Annotated in this window: 10 protein-coding genes, 2 tRNA genes, 4 rRNA genes and 1 pseudogene; 7 read left to right on the forward strand and 10 right to left on the reverse strand. The window is 49.7% G+C overall.

The window, feature by feature from the left end:
* The first annotated feature begins 107 nt into the window (after positions 1-107).
* The gene (gene pssA / locus EO763_RS17605) at positions 108-1,463 is read left to right on the forward strand and encodes a CDP-diacylglycerol--serine O-phosphatidyltransferase (RefSeq protein ID WP_161530433.1); all 1,356 of its coding nucleotides are present in this window, start codon (positions 108-110) and stop codon (positions 1,461-1,463) included.
* A 109-nt stretch (positions 1,464-1,572) separates the two neighbouring features.
* On the opposite strand, the pseudogene EO763_RS17610 reads toward pssA, so the two are convergent.
* From EO763_RS17610 to gmhB, 8 genes and pseudogenes are all read right to left on the reverse strand, one after another.
* A pseudogene (locus EO763_RS17610) lies at positions 1,573-2,854 on the reverse strand (MFS family transporter).
* A 304-nt stretch (positions 2,855-3,158) separates the two neighbouring features.
* Positions 3,159-3,273: ribosomal RNA gene (rrf, locus tag EO763_RS17615) — 5S ribosomal RNA — on the reverse strand.
* Positions 3,274-3,310: 37 nt separating this feature from the next.
* Positions 3,311-3,386, reverse strand: a tRNA-Thr gene (locus tag EO763_RS17620).
* An 18-nt stretch (positions 3,387-3,404) separates the two neighbouring features.
* Positions 3,405-3,520 (reverse strand): 5S ribosomal RNA (gene rrf / locus EO763_RS17625).
* A gap of 128 nt (positions 3,521-3,648) precedes the next feature.
* Positions 3,649-6,555, reverse strand: a 23S ribosomal RNA gene (locus tag EO763_RS17630).
* 236 nt (positions 6,556-6,791) lie between these two features.
* Positions 6,792-6,867, reverse strand: a tRNA-Glu gene (locus EO763_RS17635).
* Positions 6,868-7,007: 140 nt separating this feature from the next.
* Positions 7,008-8,549: ribosomal RNA gene (locus EO763_RS17640) — 16S ribosomal RNA — on the reverse strand.
* Together the 16S, 23S and 5S rRNA genes with 2 tRNA genes alongside form the textbook arrangement of a ribosomal RNA operon.
* A gap of 381 nt (positions 8,550-8,930) precedes the next feature.
* Positions 8,931-9,494: a D-glycero-beta-D-manno-heptose 1,7-bisphosphate 7-phosphatase gene (gene gmhB / locus EO763_RS17645; RefSeq protein WP_161529736.1), complete on the reverse strand. Its 564-nt coding sequence runs from the start codon at positions 9,492-9,494 to the stop codon at positions 8,931-8,933.
* A gap of 179 nt (positions 9,495-9,673) precedes the next feature.
* Between gmhB and metN the strand changes: the two genes are divergently transcribed.
* The 6 genes from metN to proS all read left to right on the forward strand — a co-directional run bounded on the left by metN (position 9,674) and on the right by proS (position 15,609).
* Positions 9,674-10,705 (forward strand): methionine ABC transporter ATP-binding protein MetN, encoded by a 1,032-nt coding sequence (gene metN / locus EO763_RS17650; RefSeq protein ID WP_161529737.1) that lies wholly within the window; start codon positions 9,674-9,676, stop codon positions 10,703-10,705.
* Complete coding sequence (locus EO763_RS17655) at positions 10,698-11,351, forward strand: methionine ABC transporter permease MetI (protein ID WP_039484824.1); 654 nt, start codon at positions 10,698-10,700, stop codon at positions 11,349-11,351. Before metN ends, EO763_RS17655 begins: the two co-directional genes overlap by 8 nt.
* A gap of 65 nt (positions 11,352-11,416) precedes the next feature.
* The gene (locus EO763_RS17660; RefSeq protein WP_039494657.1) at positions 11,417-12,232 is read left to right on the forward strand and encodes a MetQ/NlpA family lipoprotein; all 816 of its coding nucleotides are present in this window, start codon (positions 11,417-11,419) and stop codon (positions 12,230-12,232) included.
* Between the two features lie 389 nt (positions 12,233-12,621).
* Positions 12,622-13,032 carry an Rcs stress response system protein RcsF gene (rcsF, locus tag EO763_RS17665; RefSeq protein WP_039494658.1) on the forward strand — a complete coding sequence of 137 codons (411 nt, stop codon included), beginning with the start codon at positions 12,622-12,624 and terminating at the stop codon, positions 13,030-13,032.
* Positions 13,029-13,745: a tRNA (N6-threonylcarbamoyladenosine(37)-N6)-methyltransferase TrmO gene (gene tsaA, locus EO763_RS17670; RefSeq protein WP_161529738.1), complete on the forward strand. Its 717-nt coding sequence runs from the start codon at positions 13,029-13,031 to the stop codon at positions 13,743-13,745. Before rcsF ends, tsaA begins: the two co-directional genes overlap by 4 nt.
* Before the next feature lie 145 nt (positions 13,746-13,890).
* Positions 13,891-15,609 carry a proline--tRNA ligase gene (gene proS, locus EO763_RS17675; protein WP_161529739.1) on the forward strand — a complete coding sequence of 573 codons (1,719 nt, stop codon included), beginning with the start codon at positions 13,891-13,893 and terminating at the stop codon, positions 15,607-15,609.
* Between the two features lie 119 nt (positions 15,610-15,728).
* On the opposite strand, the gene rpoS is transcribed toward proS, so the two are convergent.
* Together rpoS and nlpD are read right to left on the reverse strand one after the other, a co-directional pair.
* A complete protein-coding gene (gene rpoS / locus EO763_RS17680) occupies positions 15,729-16,721 on the reverse strand; it encodes an RNA polymerase sigma factor RpoS (RefSeq protein WP_010299820.1) in 993 nt (330 codons plus the stop codon).
* Positions 16,722-16,774: 53 nt separating this feature from the next.
* Complete coding sequence (nlpD, locus tag EO763_RS17685) at positions 16,775-17,797, reverse strand: murein hydrolase activator NlpD (RefSeq protein WP_167521849.1); 1,023 nt, start codon at positions 17,795-17,797, stop codon at positions 16,775-16,777.
* Between the last annotated feature and the right edge of the window lie 540 nt (positions 17,798-18,337).

The following is an 18,337-nucleotide window of genomic DNA, read 5'->3' on the forward strand; positions in this document are numbered from 1 at the left end:
GCCCATTCGGCTACTCCTTAACTTTTGATAATGACCAGAAGGTCATATACCCTAGTACAGCTCGAAGTATGGTGGGTATAAACTAATGAGAGAAGAATCGCACTGTGATGCTGTCAAATTTTAAACGCAATAAATACCAACAGCACCTTGCACAACTGCCCAGAATTCCTCAGAACGCAGATGATGTTCAGACGTTGCATTCGCCTGAGCTTTTCCGCACGACGCTAATTAACGCCATTCTGAGTGCTAAAAAGCGCATCTATATCGTGGCGTTATATCTTGAGCGCGATGATGGCGGCATGGGGATTCTATCCGCAATTTATGAAGCCAAACGGCAGTGCCCAGAGCTGGATGTCCGCGTTCTGGTAGACTGGCATCGTGCTCAGCGTGGCAGGATCGGCGCAGCGGCAGAAAATACCAATGCCGATTGGTATTGCGATATGGCGAAAAAACATCCAGACACGCATTTCCCTATCTATGGCATTCCTGTCAACACACGCGAAGCGTTGGGCGTGCTGCACCTGAAAGGGTTCATTGTCGATGACACCGTCATCTACAGCGGGGCCAGCCTGAATGATGTTTATCTGCACCAACATCAGAAATACCGTTATGACCGCTATCAGCTGATTCATAATCCGGCATTGGCCGATACGATGGTGCAATATATCCAGACCATGCTATCGGCTCCGGCAGTACAGCGGTTGGATCATACCGATCGCCCCAAGAGTCTGGAAATCAAAAATGATATTAAGCAGTTCCGCCAAACGTTGCGTACTGCCAATTATCAAGCCCCGGAAAACAGCGCGGACGCAAACGAATTAACCGTCACGCCACTGGTCGGGCTAGGGAAACAAAGCCCGCTGAATAAAACCATACATCACCTGATGTATTGCGCTGACGAGCATGTGGTTATCTGTACCCCCTATTTCAACCTGCCAGCGCTGCTGGTGAGAAATATCATCCGGCTATTGAGAGACGGTAAAAAAGTAGAAATTATTATCGGAGATAAAACCGCTAACGACTTCTATATTCCAGAAGACCAGCCTTTCAAAATCATCGGTGCGTTACCGTATCTCTATGAGATCAACCTTCGCCGTTTTCTGAGTCGTCTGGAGCGCTATATTGAGAATCAGCAGCTTGTTGTGCGGCTATGGAAAGACGGTGATAACAGCTTCCACCTGAAAGGCATGTGGGTAGATGACAAGTGGCAACTGTTGACGGGGAATAACCTTAACCCGCGCGCATGGCGTCTGGATCTGGAAAATGCCATCCTGATTCACGATCCTCAGAAGGTTCTATTACAGCAGCGTCTGGACGAACTGGACACGATCAGGACGCATACTCACGTCGTACAAAGCTATACGGAACTGGAGAGCATTGCGCAATATCCAGTGAAAGTCCGCAAGCTGATACGACGTCTGCGCCGTATCCGTATCGACCGGCTCATCAGTCGTATTCTCTAAGACCTGTGCTCTGCTTTAAAAAAACCTCGGAAGCCGAGGTTTTTTTATTGTCATTTGGGAATCTGGCCAGTGCAACTACCGACCAGGCGTTATGGCAGCGATCTGAAAACTAAAGCTTCATTCCCTTGCCTCTGCGATGCAGCGTCAATGACACAATAAACGCAATCGCCCCCATCACTGATACGTACCAGAAAAAAGCCGTTTCCATACCAAACGATTTCAGCGAAAGTGCAACATACTCAGCCGAACCACCAAACAGCGCATTAGCAACGGCATAAGATAAGCCTACGCCCAACGCTCGGACTTCAGGCGGGAACATTTCTGCTTTTAAAATGCCGCTGATGGACGTGTAGAAACTGACAATAATCAGTGAAAGCATCACCAATGAGAAGGCAATGACAGGGCTCGTCACACTCTGCAGTACCGTCAGAATGGGAACTGTCAGCAACGCTGCAAATCCGCCGAAACAGAGCATTGAGCTACGACGGCCAATCCTATCTGACATCGCACCAAAGAACGGCTGTAGCAGCATAAAAATAAACAGTGCGAGGGTCATTAACCCGCTAGCCGTTTTCGCATCCATTCCTGCCGTATTCACCAGATACTTTTGCATGTAAGTGGTAAACGTATAAAAAGCTAAAGAACCACCGGCTGTAAAACCCAGTACGGTAATAAAGGCGCGACGATGTTTCCACAACCCCGCAAGCGAGCCAGCATCTTTGTGTCCGCGAGTTGTTTTATCAGACGTTTCATTCAGAGAACGGCGTAAATAAAGTGCAACAATCGCCAAAACAGCGCCGAGAGCAAAAGGAATACGCCATCCCCACGCACGCAAATCCTCATTACTCAGAAACCTGTTGTAATATCACAACGACTAACAACGCCAGTAGCTGACCGCCGATCAGCGTGACATATTGGAAAGAAGCATAGAATCCCTTTCTTCCCTCAACGGCAACTTCACTCATATACGTCGCGCTAGTGCCGTATTCTCCACCGACAGAAAGCCCCTGAAATAAACGGGCTAATAAGAGTAAAAAAGGAGCCCAGGTGCCAATGGTTTCATATCCCGGTAAGCATGCAATAACCAGAGATCCAAAACACATCATGCAGACCGAAATTAGCATTGAATTTTTACGACCATGCTTGTCTGCAATGTAACCGAAAAGCCAACCGCCTATCGGTCTCATTAAAAAGCCTGCTGCAAAAACCCCTGCGGTTTGTAGTAATTGAGTGGTGGTATTTCCCGAAGGGAAAAAGATATGGGCAAAATAGATTGAGCAAAAGGAATAAACATAAAAATCAAACCACTCAACCAAATTACCCGATGAAGCGCCAACTATAGCTCGGATACGCTGACGCGTATCTTTCGCATTGTCCGTTAGATCAGTCATCCTATTTTATTCTCCTGTTTTTCCGAGCATAAAACGATGCCCGCTATAGTAAAGCAGCAGTTAAACCCTGAGGCAAAAAGTTCCTGATTGTAATAATTTATTAATGTAACAACGCAAACAGTGCCTTTAATTATCCTTAACTGAAAAACGGATAAATAAAGCGACAACAAACAGGACGTTATTATGAGGTGGGGTAATAAGAAGATAAGCAGAGTCTATTCCGGTAAAAGGAAGAATTTACTATCCTGAAATACAAATAAACAAAAGGCCATCCTTAACAGGATGGCCTTTTATCTTAATTGAAACCTGGCAGTTCCCTACTCTCACATGGGAAGCCCCACACTACCATCGGCGCTACGGCGTTTCACTTCTGAGTTCGGCATGGGGTCAGGTGGGACCACCGCGCTATCGCCGCCAGGTAAATTCTTTTTTAAGCCGAACATTAACCCAAATAACTGGTGCTGATACCCAGAGTCGAACTGGGGACCTCACCCTTACCAAGGGTGCGCTCTACCAACTGAGCCATATCAGCGCACCTGTATAATTTGATGCCTGGCAGTTCCCTACTCTCACATGGGGAAGCCCCACACTACCATCGGCGCTACGGCGTTTCACTTCTGAGTTCGGCATGGGGTCAGGTGGGACCACCGCGCTATCGCCGCCAGGCAAATTCTGTTTCATTCCAACCGTTGCACTTAAGTTGCTTTCGCTTCTTATCTGTACAACCATCAGAACCAATCTTTGAACAAGCTGAGTATTGTCTTTGAGTCATCTCAAAACACCTTCGGTGTTGTAAGGTTAAGCCTCTCGGGTCATTAGTACTGGTTAGCTCAACGTATCGCTACGCTTACACACCCAGCCTATCTACGTCGTCGTCTTCAACGGCCCTTCAGGGGCATCTAGTGCCCAGGGAAGACTCATCTCGAGGCAAGTTTCCCGCTTAGATGCTTTCAGCGGTTATCTCTTCCGCACTTAGCTACCGGGCAATGCAATTGGCATCACAACCCGTACACCAGTGGTGCGTTCACTCCGGTCCTCTCGTACTAGGAGCAACCCCTCTCAATCTTCCAACGCCCACGGCAGATAGGGACCGAACTGTCTCACGACGTTCTAAACCCAGCTCGCGTACCACTTTAAATGGCGAACAGCCATACCCTTGGGACCTACTTCAGCCCCAGGATGTGATGAGCCGACATCGAGGTGCCAAACACCGCCGTCGATATGAACTCTTGGGCGGTATCAGCCTGTTATCCCCGGAGTACCTTTTATCCGTTGAGCGATGGCCCTTCCATTCAGAACCACCGGATCACTAAGACCTGCTTTCGCACCTGCTCGAGCTGTCACTCTCGCAGTCAAGCTAGCTTATGCCTTTGCACTAACCTCCTGATGTCCGACCAGGATTAGCTAACCTTCGTGCTCCTCCGTTACGCTTTGGGAGGAGACCGCCCCAGTCAAACTACCCACCAGACACTGTCCGCAACCCGGATTACGGGTCTACGTTAGAACATCAAACATTAAAGGGTGGTATTTCAAGGTTGGCTCCACGCAGACTGGCGTCCACGCTTCAAAGCCTCCCACCTATCCTACACATCAAGGCTCAAGGTTCAGTGTCAAGCTATAGTAAAGGTTCACGGGGTCTTTCCGTCTTGCCGCGGGTACACTGCATCTTCACAGCGAGTTCAATTTCACTGAGTCTCGGGTGGAGACAGCCTGGCCATCATTACGCCATTCGTGCAGGTCGGAACTTACCCGACAAGGAATTTCGCTACCTTAGGACCGTTATAGTTACGGCCGCCGTTTACCGGGGCTTCGATCAAGAGCTTCGCCTTGCGGCTGACCCCATCAATTAACCTTCCGGCACCGGGCAGGCGTCACACCGTATACGTCCACTTTCGTGTTTGCACAGTGCTGTGTTTTTATTAAACAGTTGCAGCCAGCTGGTATCTTCGACTGATTTCAGCTCCATGAGCAAGTCACTTCACCTACCATCAGCGTGCCTTCTCCCGAAGTTACGGCACCATTTTGCCTAGTTCCTTCACCCGAGTTCTCTCAAGCGCCTGAGTATTCTCTACCTGACCACCTGTGTCGGTTTGGGGTACGATTTGATGTTACCTGGAGCTTAGAGGCTTTTCCTGGAAGCGTAGCATCGGTTACTTCATCACCGTAGTGACTCGTCATCACGCCTCAGTGTTAACAATGACCCGGATTTACCAAAGTCATCCACCTTCACGCTTAAACCGGGACAACCGTCGCCCGGATAACCTAGCTTTCTCCGTCCCCCCTTCGCAGTAACACCGAGTACAGGAATATTAACCTGTTTCCCATCGACTACGCTTTTCAGCCTCGCCTTAGGGGTCGACTCACCCTGCCCCGATTAACGTTGGACAGGAACCCTTGGTCTTCCGGCGTGCGGGTTTTTCACCCGCATTATCGTTACTTATGTCAGCATTCGCACTTCTGATACCTCCAGCAGCCCTCACAGGCCACCTTCGACGGCTTACAGAACGCTCCCCTACCCAACAACACCTAAGTGTCGCTGCCGCAGCTTCGGTGCATGGTTTAGCCCCGTTACATCTTCCGCGCAGGCCGACTCGACCAGTGAGCTATTACGCTTTCTTTAAATGATGGCTGCTTCTAAGCCAACATCCTGGCTGTCTGTGCCTTCCCACATCGTTTCCCACTTAACCATGACTTTGGGACCTTAGCTGGCGGTCTGGGTTGTTTCCCTCTTCACGACGAACGTTAGCACCCGCCGTGTGTCTCCCGTGATAACATTCTTCGGTATTCGTAGTTTGCATCGGGTTGGTAAGTCGGGATGACCCCCTAGCCGAAACAGTGCTCTACCCCCGAAGATGAATTCACGAGGCGCTACCTAAATAGCTTTCGGGGAGAACCAGCTATCTCCCGGTTTGATTGGCCTTTCACCCCCAGCCACAAGTCATCCGCTAATTTTTCAACATTAGTCGGTTCGGTCCTCCAGTTAGTGTTACCCAACCTTCAACCTGCCCATGGCTAGATCACCGGGTTTCGGGTCTATACCCTGCAACTTAACGCCCAGTTAAGACTCGGTTTCCCTGCGGCTCCCCTATACGGTTAACCTTGCTACAGAATATAAGTCGCTGACCCATTATACAAAAGGTACGCAGTCACCTAACAAGTAGGCTCCCACTGCTTGTACGTACACGGTTTCAGGTTCTATTTCACTCCCCTCGCCGGGGTTCTTTTCGCCTTTCCCTCACGGTACTGGTTCACTATCGGTCAGTCAGGAGTATTTAGCCTTGGAGGATGGTCCCCCCATATTCAGACAGGATGTCACGTGTCCCGCCCTACTCATCGAACTCACAGCTTGTGCATTTTTGTGTACGGGACTATCACCCTTTACTGTGCGACTTTCCAGACGCTTCCACTAACACATAAACTGATTCAGGTTCTGGGCTCCTCCCCGTTCGCTCGCCGCTACTGGGGGAATCTCGGTTGATTTCTTTTCCTCGGGGTACTGAGATGTTTCAGTTCCCCCGGTTCGCCTCATGACACTATGTATTCATGTCATGATAGTGTGTCGAAACACACTGGGTTTCCCCATTCGGGTATCGTCGGGTATAACGCTTCATATCAGCTTACCGACGCTTATCGCAGATTAGCACGCCCTTCATCGCCTCTGACTGCCTAGGCATCCACCGTGTACGTTTAGTCGCTTAACCTCACAACCCGAAGGTGTCTTTGATTAATCAAAGTCACTGTCGTGCTGCGATTATTTGAGAGACTCATTGACAGACTGACGCATCACTCACATGACATAAATGTCATATCAGTATGTTCAGCTGTCATGTTTCAATTTTCAGCTTGTTCCAGATTGTTAAAGAGCAATATCGTAAACATGACTCCGAAGAATCATCTTTAAGATATTCATGATAATGTCTTTCACTCATTATCGGATTGGCGTCCCCAAGGGGATTCGAACCCCTGTTACAGCCGTGAAAGGGCAGTGTCCTAGGCCTCTAGACGATGGGGACACGAAAAATCCGTACCGGATCATAAACCCGGCACTATCGCGTCAGCATGAGTTTACACTCATCGCATCAACAGGTGCGCTTGCTCAGTATTTTCATCAGACAATCTGTGTGAGCACTTCACTTAACGCACATCTTCTTGGTAAGGAGGTGATCCAACCGCAGGTTCCCCTACGGTTACCTTGTTACGACTTCACCCCAGTCATGAATCACAAAGTGGTAAGCGCCCTCCCGAAGGTTAAGCTACCTACTTCTTTTGCAACCCACTCCCATGGTGTGACGGGCGGTGTGTACAAGGCCCGGGAACGTATTCACCGTAGCATTCTGATCTACGATTACTAGCGATTCCGACTTCATGGAGTCGAGTTGCAGACTCCAATCCGGACTACGACGTACTTTATGAGGTCCGCTTGCTCTCGCGAGGTCGCTTCTCTTTGTATACGCCATTGTAGCACGTGTGTAGCCCTACTCGTAAGGGCCATGATGACTTGACGTCATCCCCACCTTCCTCCGGTTTATCACCGGCAGTCTCCTTTGAGTTCCCGACCGAATCGCTGGCAACAAAGGATAAGGGTTGCGCTCGTTGCGGGACTTAACCCAACATTTCACAACACGAGCTGACGACAGCCATGCAGCACCTGTCTCAGAGTTCCCGAAGGCACTCAGCTATCTCTAGCTAATTCTCTGGATGTCAAGAGTAGGTAAGGTTCTTCGCGTTGCATCGAATTAAACCACATGCTCCACCGCTTGTGCGGGCCCCCGTCAATTCATTTGAGTTTTAACCTTGCGGCCGTACTCCCCAGGCGGTCGATTTAACGCGTTAGCTCCGGAAGCCACGCCTCAAGGGCACAACCTCCAAATCGACATCGTTTACAGCGTGGACTACCAGGGTATCTAATCCTGTTTGCTCCCCACGCTTTCGCACCTGAGCGTCAGTCTTTGTCCAGGGGGCCGCCTTCGCCACCGGTATTCCTCCAGATCTCTACGCATTTCACCGCTACACCTGGAATTCTACCCCCCTCTACAAGACTCTAGCCTGTCAGTTTTGAATGCAGTTCCCAGGTTAAGCCCGGGGATTTCACATCCAACTTAACAGACCGCCTGCGTGCGCTTTACGCCCAGTCATTCCGATTAACGCTTGCACCCTCCGTATTACCGCGGCTGCTGGCACGGAGTTAGCCGGTGCTTCTTCTGCGAGTAACGTCAATCAGCCGTGCTATTAACACGACTGCCTTCCTCCTCGCTGAAAGTGCTTTACAACCCGAAGGCCTTCTTCACACACGCGGCATGGCTGCATCAGGCTTGCGCCCATTGTGCAATATTCCCCACTGCTGCCTCCCGTAGGAGTCTGGACCGTGTCTCAGTTCCAGTGTGGCTGGTCATCCTCTCAGACCAGCTAGGGATCGTCGCCTAGGTGAGCCATTACCTCACCTACTAGCTAATCCCATCTGGGCACATCTGATGGCGAGAGGCCCTAAGGTCCCCCTCTTTGCTCTTGCGAGGTTATGCGGTATTAGCTACCGTTTCCAGTAGTTATCCCCCTCCATCAGGCAGTTTCCCAGACATTACTCACCCGTCCGCCGCTCGTCACCTAGAGAGCAAGCTCTCCTGTGCTACCGCTCGACTTGCATGTGTTAGGCCTGCCGCCAGCGTTCAATCTGAGCCATGATCAAACTCTTCAATTTAAGATTTGTTTGATTTGCTGAACTCGTCAGCGATGCTCAAAGAATTAGTAACTGTTTATTCGTAATGAATTTACTGTTGTTCACTCTTCAAGACTTTTTATATCGTTAAGATACGGTCTTGTGAGTGCCCACACAGATTGTCTGATTAAATTGTTAAAGAGCAGTGCGTTGTGGTCTTAACCACTTCGCGAGGTGGCGTATATTACGCTTTTCACCTTCAGAGTCAACGCTTATTTTAAAGCGTTTTTTCTTTCTTTATCGACCCGGTTGTGTGTTCACAGCGCCGTGTCGATGGAGGCGCATTATAGGGAGCAGATTCAGAAGCGCAAGCAAATCTCGTAAACTTTTTTCTGTTTGCGCATCTTTCATTCGTTCCGCTTGTTAACTACGCGTTTTTATCCATTTTGGCAGGTCTGCGAGGCTTTCCAGCACGCCATCAGCCAGTGATTCGCCTTGCTCAGTAACAGGTTTACCAGTACGAACCAGCAGTTTTTTTCCTATATCAGCACCCATTGCAGCCTGAATATCCTCTAATTTGTCTCCCACCATATAAGACGCCGCCATATCAATGTTCAGCTCACGCTGTGCAGAAAGCAGCATGCCCGGCTCAGGCTTACGACAATCACAACTCTGGCGATACTCACCTTCCCCAGCTTCAGGGTGATGCGGACAAAAATAGATGCCATCCAGATCAACACCACGATCGGCCAGCGACCAGTCCATCCACTCCGTCAGTTGCATAAACTGATCTTCTGTAAACTTACCGCGGGCGATGCCGGACTGATTCGTCACCACAACCAGCGCGAACCCCATGCTTTTCAACTCACGCATGGCATCAATGACACCGTCAATAAATTGAAAATGGTCAATGTCATGAACATAACCGTGATCGACATTGATCGTGCCGTCACGATCAAGAAAAACTGCTGGAACGCTTTGTGCCACTGACTTTGCTCCTGAATGCCTAAATTACGCGGTAGTATCGCATGTTTTCGCCGATAGGGAGAATGCAGAGCCATGACAATCCCGATTGACTTAGACGTCTAGACGCCCTAACATCCATTTCGTATTCTGTTAATTCAGAAACTGATTTATCCAGCCATAGGCAGTCACGATAAAAACATATGATTGAACTTTCTAATATTACTAAAGTTTTCCAGCAGAACGGGCGGACAATTACCGCGCTTGCTGATGTCAGCCTTCATGTTCCCACTGGGCAAATTTATGGCGTTATCGGCGCATCGGGCGCAGGTAAAAGTACATTGATCCGCTGCGTCAATTTATTGGAGCGACCGACAGAAGGGAAAGTTCTGGTAGATGGGCAAGAATTGACTCAACTGTCAGATAGTCAATTGACGCGCGCACGCCGTCAAATCGGCATGATTTTCCAACATTTCAACCTGCTCGCTTCACGCACCGTTTTTGGCAACATTTCGCTACCGCTGGAATTGGATAATACGCCGAAAGCCGACATCACCAAACGAGTCAACGAGTTGTTGGAGCTGGTTGGCCTGACAGATAAGCGCGATGTCTATCCAGCCAATTTGTCCGGCGGGCAAAAACAGCGCGTCGCTATAGCCCGAGCACTGGCGAGCAATCCTAAAGTTCTGCTGTGTGACGAAGCAACCAGTGCCTTAGATCCTGCAACGACGCGCTCGATTCTTGAATTACTGAAAGACATCAATCGCCGTCTCGGCCTAACCATTCTTCTTATTACACATGAAATGGACGTGGTGAAACGCATTTGCGATCAGGTTGCGGTGATCAGCGATGGGCGACTCATCGAGCAGGACACCGTAAGCGAAGTCTTTTCACATCCAAAAACACCGCTGGCGCAGAAATTCATTCAGTCAACGTTACACCTGGACATCCCAGACGATTACCTTGCCCGTCTGTCCCCTGACTATCGCCCGGATACCACACCATTATTACGGATGGAATTTACGGGTAAGTCGGTGGATGCTCCGCTGCTGTCCGAGGTTGCCCGACGCTTTAACATCAACAACAACATTATCAGTGCCCAGATGGATTACGCCGGTGGCGTCAAGTTCGGCATCATGCTGGCAGAAATGCACGGCAACGATGCGGATATCAAAGCCGCAATCCAATTCCTGCAGGAAAGTCACGTTACAATTGAGGTTCTGGGTTATGTCTGAAGCAATGATGTGGTTAATGGCTAAGGGAGTATGGGAAACCGTCGCGATGACGTTCGTTTCTGGTTTCTTTGGCTTTGTGCTTGGCTTACCTGTGGGTGTTTTGTTGTATACCACGCGTCCGGGGCAAATCATCGCCAATCCCAAGATCTATCGGACCGTTTCTGCACTGGTAAACATTTTCCGTTCGATTCCGTTCATTATTTTGCTGGTATGGATGATTCCTTTTACCCGCATCATTGTCGGAACCTCTATTGGCCTGCAAGCGGCGATCGTTCCTCTTACCGTAGGTGCAGCACCGTTTATTGCCCGCATGGTGGAAAATGCGCTGCTTGAAATTCCTACTGGCCTGATCGAAGCCGCCCGTGCGATGGGTGCGACGCCGATGCAGATCATCAGAAAGATATTGCTGCCGGAAGCATTACCGGGGCTAATTAATGCCGCAACCATCACGCTAATTACTCTCGTAGGCTATTCTGCTATGGGTGGAGCCGTGGGCGCAGGCGGCTTAGGTCAAATTGGTTATCAGTATGGTTATATTGGTTATAACGCGACGGTCATGAATACGGTATTAATATTACTGGTTGTTTTGGTTTACCTGATTCAATTCTGCGGCGACAGGGCAGTAAAAGCTGTCACACACAAGTAATCTCACCACAATACGCATTTGCCTGATGGCATCTGCCAAGAAAATAGTTAATTAGGGGTAAGGATATGGCGATTAAACTGAAATCTATTGCGACCATTGGCACACTCATTGGTGCTCTGGCACTCGCAGGATGTGGTCAGGAAGAAAAGAATCCTAATCATATTAAAGTTGGCGTTATCGTTGGCGCAGAGCAACAGGTTGCAGAAGTTGCACAGAAAGTGGCAAAAGACAAATACGGTCTGGACGTTGAGTTAGTCACATTTAACGATTACGTTTTGCCAAACGAAGCCTTGAGCAAAGGTGACATCGATCTGAATGCCTTCCAGCACAAACCTTATCTGGATCAACAGATCAAAGATCGTGGCTATAAACTGGTTTCTGTCGGCAACAGCTTTGTTTACCCAATTGCTGGTTACTCCAAAAAAATCAAATCACTGAATGAACTTCAAGATGGTGCTCAAATCGCTATTCCAAATGACCCAACCAACCTGGGCCGTTCCCTGCTGCTGCTGCAGAAAGTCGGTTTGATTAAACTGAAAGACAACGTCGGCTTGCTGCCAACCGTACTGGATGTGACCGAAAACCCGAAAAACATTAAACTGGTTGAGCTGGAAGCGCCACAGCTGCCACGTTCTTTAGATGACGCACAAATCGCGCTGGCGGTAATCAACACTACGTACGCAAGCCAGATTAACCTGACGCCAACCAAAGATGGCCTGTTTGTTGAAGAGAAAGACTCTCCGTATGTAAACCTGCTGGTTTCACGCGAAGACAACAAAGACGCTGAAAACGTGAAGAAATTCGTTCAGGCTTATCAGTCTGACGAAGTAAATGACGCAGCAAACAAAACCTTTAATGGCGGCGCAGTGCAAGGCTGGTAATCCAGCAATCATACGCTAAATAATTCAAGTTTCAGGACAAAAACGGCAAGGCGTTTTTGAACAGCGCTTGCGCTGACCCCGAAGGGGGAGGCCATAAGGCCGAATAACGCGGCAAGAGAAGGAATCCCGATGAGCTTACTCAAGTAAGTGATTCGGGTGACTGACAAATCTGCCAAAGGTAGATTTGAACGCTGCTTGCAGCGGCCCCAACGGGGCGAGGCCCACGCACGTTGGCCGAGTAGCGTAGCCAACACACATGCAACTTGAAGTATGACGAGTATACGCGTTTAATTAAAAGATATCTGCAAGACGGGCTACGGCCCGTCTTGTTATTTGTGCAATTGCTTGCTTCAATACCCGCTCTTTGAGAAAAAGCAGAGGAATCCTTAATGCGTGCTGTTCCCTTTATATTGTTGGCCATGTCGCTGACAGGCTGTTCTTTATTTCAGAAGCCACCGGCACCGGCACCTCAACCCGTTATTGAAACCAAGACTGTAGAACCTGCGCCTAAACCGAAGCCATCAGCTCGCCCGACGCCAGCGGTGTTATATAAAAGTGCAGAAGAATTAGTCGGTAAACCTTTCCGTGATATGGGCGAAGTTTCAGGCTCCTCATGTCAGGTCAGCGCTCAGGATTCTCCCCCTAACGCGGCAAATGCGCGTAAAAGAATGCAAAACCGTGCAACCGCAATGAAAGCCAATGCGGTTTTACTGCATGAATGCCAAACCGTCAGCGGCGTAGCGGGTTGCTATAGCCAGGTCGTTTGCCAAGGCACCGCACTGAAAGTCTCTGCACAATGAGTCAATTTGTTTTCAATCAGATCGGGATTATCCGCTCACCGTATAAAGAAAAGTTTGCCATTCCTCGGCAGCCGGGTCTGATTGAAGACGGAGACGGAGAGCTTCAGCTATTACCACCGTACAATCAGGCAGAATGTGTGCGGGGGCTGGAAGATTTCAGTCATATTTGGATCCTGTTCATCTTTCATCAAACGATGGACGGCGGCTGGCGTCCGACGGTTCGACCACCGCGTCTGGGAGGAAACACCCGTACAGGCGTTTTCGCTACGCGTTCTACCTTCCGCCCCAACCCTGTTGGTATGTCGCTGGTTGAGCTAAAAGGGATCCGTGCAAAAGGCGATGCCATTACGCTCGAACTAGGCAGTCTTGATCTGGTCGATGGCACACCGGTCGTTGATATCAAACCTTACCTACCCTTTGCAGAAAGCCATCCTCAGGCGCGAGCAGGTTTTGCCCAAAAGGCACCCGATGCCGCGATGCCGGTAGTTTTTTCCGCCCTCGCGGAAAGCCAGATCGCAGAACACCACAAGAAATATCCCCATTTGAAACGCTTTATCTCGCAGGTATTGGCACAGGATCCGCGCCCCGCCTACCGTAAAGGGGAAAGTACCACGCGGGAATACGCCGTTTTGCTATTGGAATTCAATGTGCGCTGGCACGTCTGCGAAGAACAAACCGAAGTGCTGAGTCTCGACCCGTCACACACGTGTTAATACACGAACCGCAGCAATATATTCTAAAATTGTCCCTGCTCTCTTTTGACACGCCGCCCACGCTGGTAAACTAAGACACTTTTTATGTGCCTTCGGCTGCACGGCAGCCCTATGCTACTTGTCGTTCTAACGGAACTAAAACCCCATGCGTACTAGCCAATACATGCTCTCCACACTCAAGGAGACGCCAGCCGATGCAGAAGTCATCAGCCATCAGTTGATGCTCCGGGCAGGAATGATTCGTAAACTGGCCTCCGGCCTTTACACCTGGTTGCCGACCGGTTTACGTGTTTTGAGAAAAGTTGAAAATATCGTGCGCGAAGAGATGAACAACGCTGGCGCGATTGAAGTTTCCATGCCCGTTGTTCAGCCTGGAGATTTATGGGTGGAAAGTGGCCGTTGGGTGGACTATGGCCCGGAACTACTGCGTTTTGTCGATCGTGGCGAACGCCCATTTGTGCTCGGCCCAACACACGAAGAAGTCATTACTGACCTGATTCGCAATGAAATCAGCTCTTACAAGCAGCTGCCGCTGAATTTCTTCCAGATTCAAACCAAATTCCGCGATGAAGTGCGCCCGCGTTTCGGCGTAATGCGCTCGCGTGAATTCCTGATGAAAGACGCCTACTCTTTCCACACTTCACAGGAATCGTTGCAGGTCACTTACGACGCGATGTACGCCGCTTACAGCAAGATTTTCAGCCGTATGGATCTGGATTTCAGAGCTGTTCAGGCAGACACCGGTTCTATCGGGGGTAACGCGTCCCATGAGTTTCAGGTACTGGCGACCAACGGTGAAGACGATATCGTTTTCTCAACGGAATCCGACTACGCAGCAAACATTGAGCTGGCAGAAGCGGTTGCGCCGAAGTTAGGCCGCGCCGAAGCGACGGAAGAGCTGCGTCTGGTTGATACGCCAAACGCCAAGACCATCGCCGAGCTGGTTGAGCAGTTTACACTGCCAGTAGAAAAAACCGTGAAGACGCTGCTGGTTAAGGCAACAGAAGAAAGCGGCCATAAACTGGTTGCATTACTGGTTCGCGGCGATCACGAATTGAACGAAATCAAGGCTGAGAAAATTGCTCAGGTAGCCAGCCCGCTGACGTTCGCAACGGAAGAAGAGATTCGTGCAACTATCGGCGCAGGCCCAGGCTCTCTGGGTCCGATCAAGTTGTCAATTTCTGTCGTTGTCGATCGTACCGTAGCGGCCATGAGCGACTTCAGCGCTGGCGCGAACATCGATGGCAAACACTATTTTGGCATCAACTGGGAACGTGACGTTACGCTACCGCAGGTTGCAGATATCCGTAATGTGGTTGAAGGCGATATCAGCCCAGACGGTAAAGGCACACTGCAAATTAAACGCGGTATCGAAGTAGGCCACATCTTCCAACTGGGCAGTAAGTATTCTGAAGCGCTGAAAGCCACAGTTCAAGGTGAAGACGGCCGTAACCAGACGCTGACGATGGGTTGCTACGGTATTGGTGTGACGCGCGTTGTCGCAGCGGCAATTGAGCAAAATCATGACGAACGCGGCATCATCTGGCCAGACGCGATTGCACCTTTCCACGTTGCTATTCTGCCAATGAACATGCACAAGTCTTTCCGCGTGAAGGAAGTGGCTGAAGATATCTACCAGCAACTGCGCGCTAAAGGCATTGAAGTTCTGCTTGATGACCGTAAAGAACGTCCGGGCGTGATGTTCGCCGATATGGAGTTGATTGGCGTACCGCATACCATCGTGATTGGCGATCGCAATCTGGATAGCGAAGAGATTGAATATAAGAACCGTCGGGTCGGTGAAAAGCAAATGATTAAAACTAGCGAAATCGTCGATTTCCTGCTGGCGAATATCATCCGCTAATCGCCTTCGGACCGCCCTTTCGTGTGAAAGGGCGAATACAGGCATAAAAAAATGGTGGAGAAACCCACCATTTTTTATTTCAAGACGTTTATTTCAAAACATCAGTAACTCGTCACGAATTATTCACGAAACAGTTCTTCAATGCTCAACCCCTGAACCTGCAAAATTTCACGCAGGCGGCGTAAGCCTTCAACCTGAATCTGGCGAACACGTTCACGCGTTAAACCAATTTCACGACCCACATCTTCCAGCGTAGCCGCTTCGTACCCTAGCAGGCCGAAACGACGCGCCAACACCTCACGCTGTTTGGCATTAAGCTCAAACAACCATTTAACGATATTCTGCTTCATATCGTTATCCTGGGTGGTGTCTTCAGGCCCGTTATCTTTTTCATCTGCCAGAATATCCAGCAGTGCTTTTTCCGAATCACCACCCAGCGGGGTATCGACGGAAGTAATACGCTCATTCAGGCGCAGCATGCGGTTGACGTCATCAACGGGCTTATCAAGCTGTTCGGCGATTTCTTCCGCACTCGGCTCGTGATCCAGTTTGTGAGACAGTTCGCGCGCGGTGCGCAGATAAACGTTGAGTTCTTTGACAATGTGAATCGGCAAACGGATGGTACGGGTTTGATTCATAATCGCCCGTTCTATCGTTTGTCGAATCCACCAGGTTGCGTAGGTTGAAAAACGGAATCCTCTTTCTGGATCGAATTTTTCAACCGCACGGATCAGGCCGAGGTTCCCCTCTTCAATCAGATCCAGCAGCGCCAGACCTCGATTGTTGTAACGGCGGGCAATTTTCACCACCAGCCGCAGGTTACTCTCGATCATCCGGCGGCGCGATGGGACATCACCACGCAACGCGCGTCGGGCAAAATAAACTTCTTCTTCTGCGGTTAAAAGCGGCGAATAGCCGATCTCTCCTAAATAGAGCTGTGTTGCGTCAAGGACACGCTGTGGGACCCCTTGCGATAACAGCTCGTCTTCCGCCGAGTCATTATCATTGGTATCTTCCTCTGCCAGCGCCTTATCGTCAAAAACGTCAAGTCCATTTTCTTCGAAATCGGTATCTTCATGTAACTCGTTAACTTTCAGCGTACTTTGGCTCATAAGTGGCTCCTACCCGTGATCCCTTGGCAGAATACCGAAATACTCTGCCCGATTTATCGCTGCGGCAGAAAACGCAGCGGGTTTACGGATTTCCCCTTGTAACGAATTTCAAAGTGCAAGCGAACTGAGCTGGTGCCCGTACTGCCCATCGTAGCGATTTTTTGTCCTGCCGTGACATCTTGTTGCTCACGGACTAGCATCGTATCGTTATGGGCATAGGCACTGAGGTAGTCATCATTATGTTTGATGATTATCAGATTTCCGTAACCACGTAGCGCATTACCCGCATACACCACGCGCCCACTGGCGGTTGCGGTGATCGGTTGCCCACGTGAGCCGGCGATATCAATCCCTTTATTTCCCCCTTCGGACTCGGAGAAACTATCTATGACTTTCCCATCGGTAGGCCAACGCCAACTGCCGACAGCAGCGGTATTGCTGCTGGCAACAGCCGCTGGTGCGGAAACAGGAGCGGTTGTTGGTGCCCCTGTCGTAGGTAACATCTTACCTACATTCTGTTTACCCTGATTACCAGAATACGCATTAGTTGACTGAGAATCAACCGATGTAGTTTGTATTTGCGCACTTGATGGCGGCGTTGGTACACCACCTCGTGTGGCATCGGTTGTTGCGAGCATTCCACCACCGCTCGTCAGGCCGCCGCCCGATCCGTTGTTACCGGAACCGCTCCCTAAGCTCAGTGATTGCCCCACATTCAGGCTGTACGGCTCAGGAATATTGTTGCGCTGCGCCAGATCCCGGTAGTCATTACCGGTAATCCACGCGATATAAAACAGGGTATCACCCCGTTTAACCGTGTAAGAACTGCCGCCGCTGTAGCTGCCTTTCGGAATATTGCCGTAGCTGCGGTTGTACACAATTCGTCCGTCAGACGTTGTTGCCACGCTTTCACCCGCTGTTGAAATGCGTGATGGTGGCGCAGATGACATCCCCCCTCGGCTGCCCGTATTTCCGTCAACGCTGCTGATCGGTGCGGATTTGGAATTATTGTTGGTACATCCCGCCAATCCTAAGACAATCACCGTACAAGCAGCAATGTGACGCAAATTCATCATTCGGCTTCCCATGCGCCTTACTCCCCTATAACTATAGCGTTCAAAAAAGTAACTATATCCGTCATATTTCAAGTTGCATGTACGTTGGCTTCTCTTACTCACCCAGTCACTTACTGATGTAAGCTCCTGGGGATTAATGAGCCTCATACATGAAGCCCCCCCCTTCGGGCAAGCGCTAGCGCTGTTCAAATCGGTCAGAACCAATTTGTCGTGCGCTTGCCGCTTGCCTGCAACTCGAACTATTTAGGCTATATAACGTTCAAAAAACAGTAGTATCCAGAACTCAATTCGGACATGCCTGCCTCGCATCTGCTCTCGCTTAACTGGCTGTAGCTCAACTGCCTATCGCGTAAGTGATTGTAGCATAACCGGTATCCGGTGATTTATTCGTTAGTTGGAACGAGAAAGATCGCTACTTCACCATCGCTGGCGCATAAGCAAAACGGGAAAGGCACCGCGATGATTAGATGCTAACAATATCAACAAGTTCGCACTATAAAACAGTTATGTTGAAATTTTAAAAACTTAACAATAAATGCA

The organism is Pectobacterium odoriferum, from assembly GCF_009931295.1.
In the GTDB taxonomy this organism is placed as follows: Bacteria; Pseudomonadota; Gammaproteobacteria; order Enterobacterales; family Enterobacteriaceae; genus Pectobacterium; species Pectobacterium odoriferum.

Coding starts and splice junctions, on each gene's coding strand:
- pssA (WP_161530433.1), top strand. CDS start 108: ATGCTGTCAAATTTTAAACGCAATAAATACCAACAGCACCTTGCACAA.
- rpoS (WP_010299820.1), bottom strand. CDS start 16,721: ATGAGCCAAAGTACGCTGAAAGTTAACGAGTTACATGAAGATACCGAT.
- rcsF (WP_039494658.1), top strand. CDS start 12,622: ATGCGTGCTGTTCCCTTTATATTGTTGGCCATGTCGCTGACAGGCTGT.
- EO763_RS17660 (WP_039494657.1), top strand. CDS start 11,417: ATGGCGATTAAACTGAAATCTATTGCGACCATTGGCACACTCATTGGT.
- proS (WP_161529739.1), top strand. CDS start 13,891: ATGCGTACTAGCCAATACATGCTCTCCACACTCAAGGAGACGCCAGCC.
- tsaA (WP_161529738.1), top strand. CDS start 13,029: ATGAGTCAATTTGTTTTCAATCAGATCGGGATTATCCGCTCACCGTAT.
- EO763_RS17655 (WP_039484824.1), top strand. CDS start 10,698: ATGTCTGAAGCAATGATGTGGTTAATGGCTAAGGGAGTATGGGAAACC.
- nlpD (WP_167521849.1), bottom strand. CDS start 17,797: ATGATGAATTTGCGTCACATTGCTGCTTGTACGGTGATTGTCTTAGGA.
- metN (WP_161529737.1), top strand. CDS start 9,674: ATGATTGAACTTTCTAATATTACTAAAGTTTTCCAGCAGAACGGGCGG.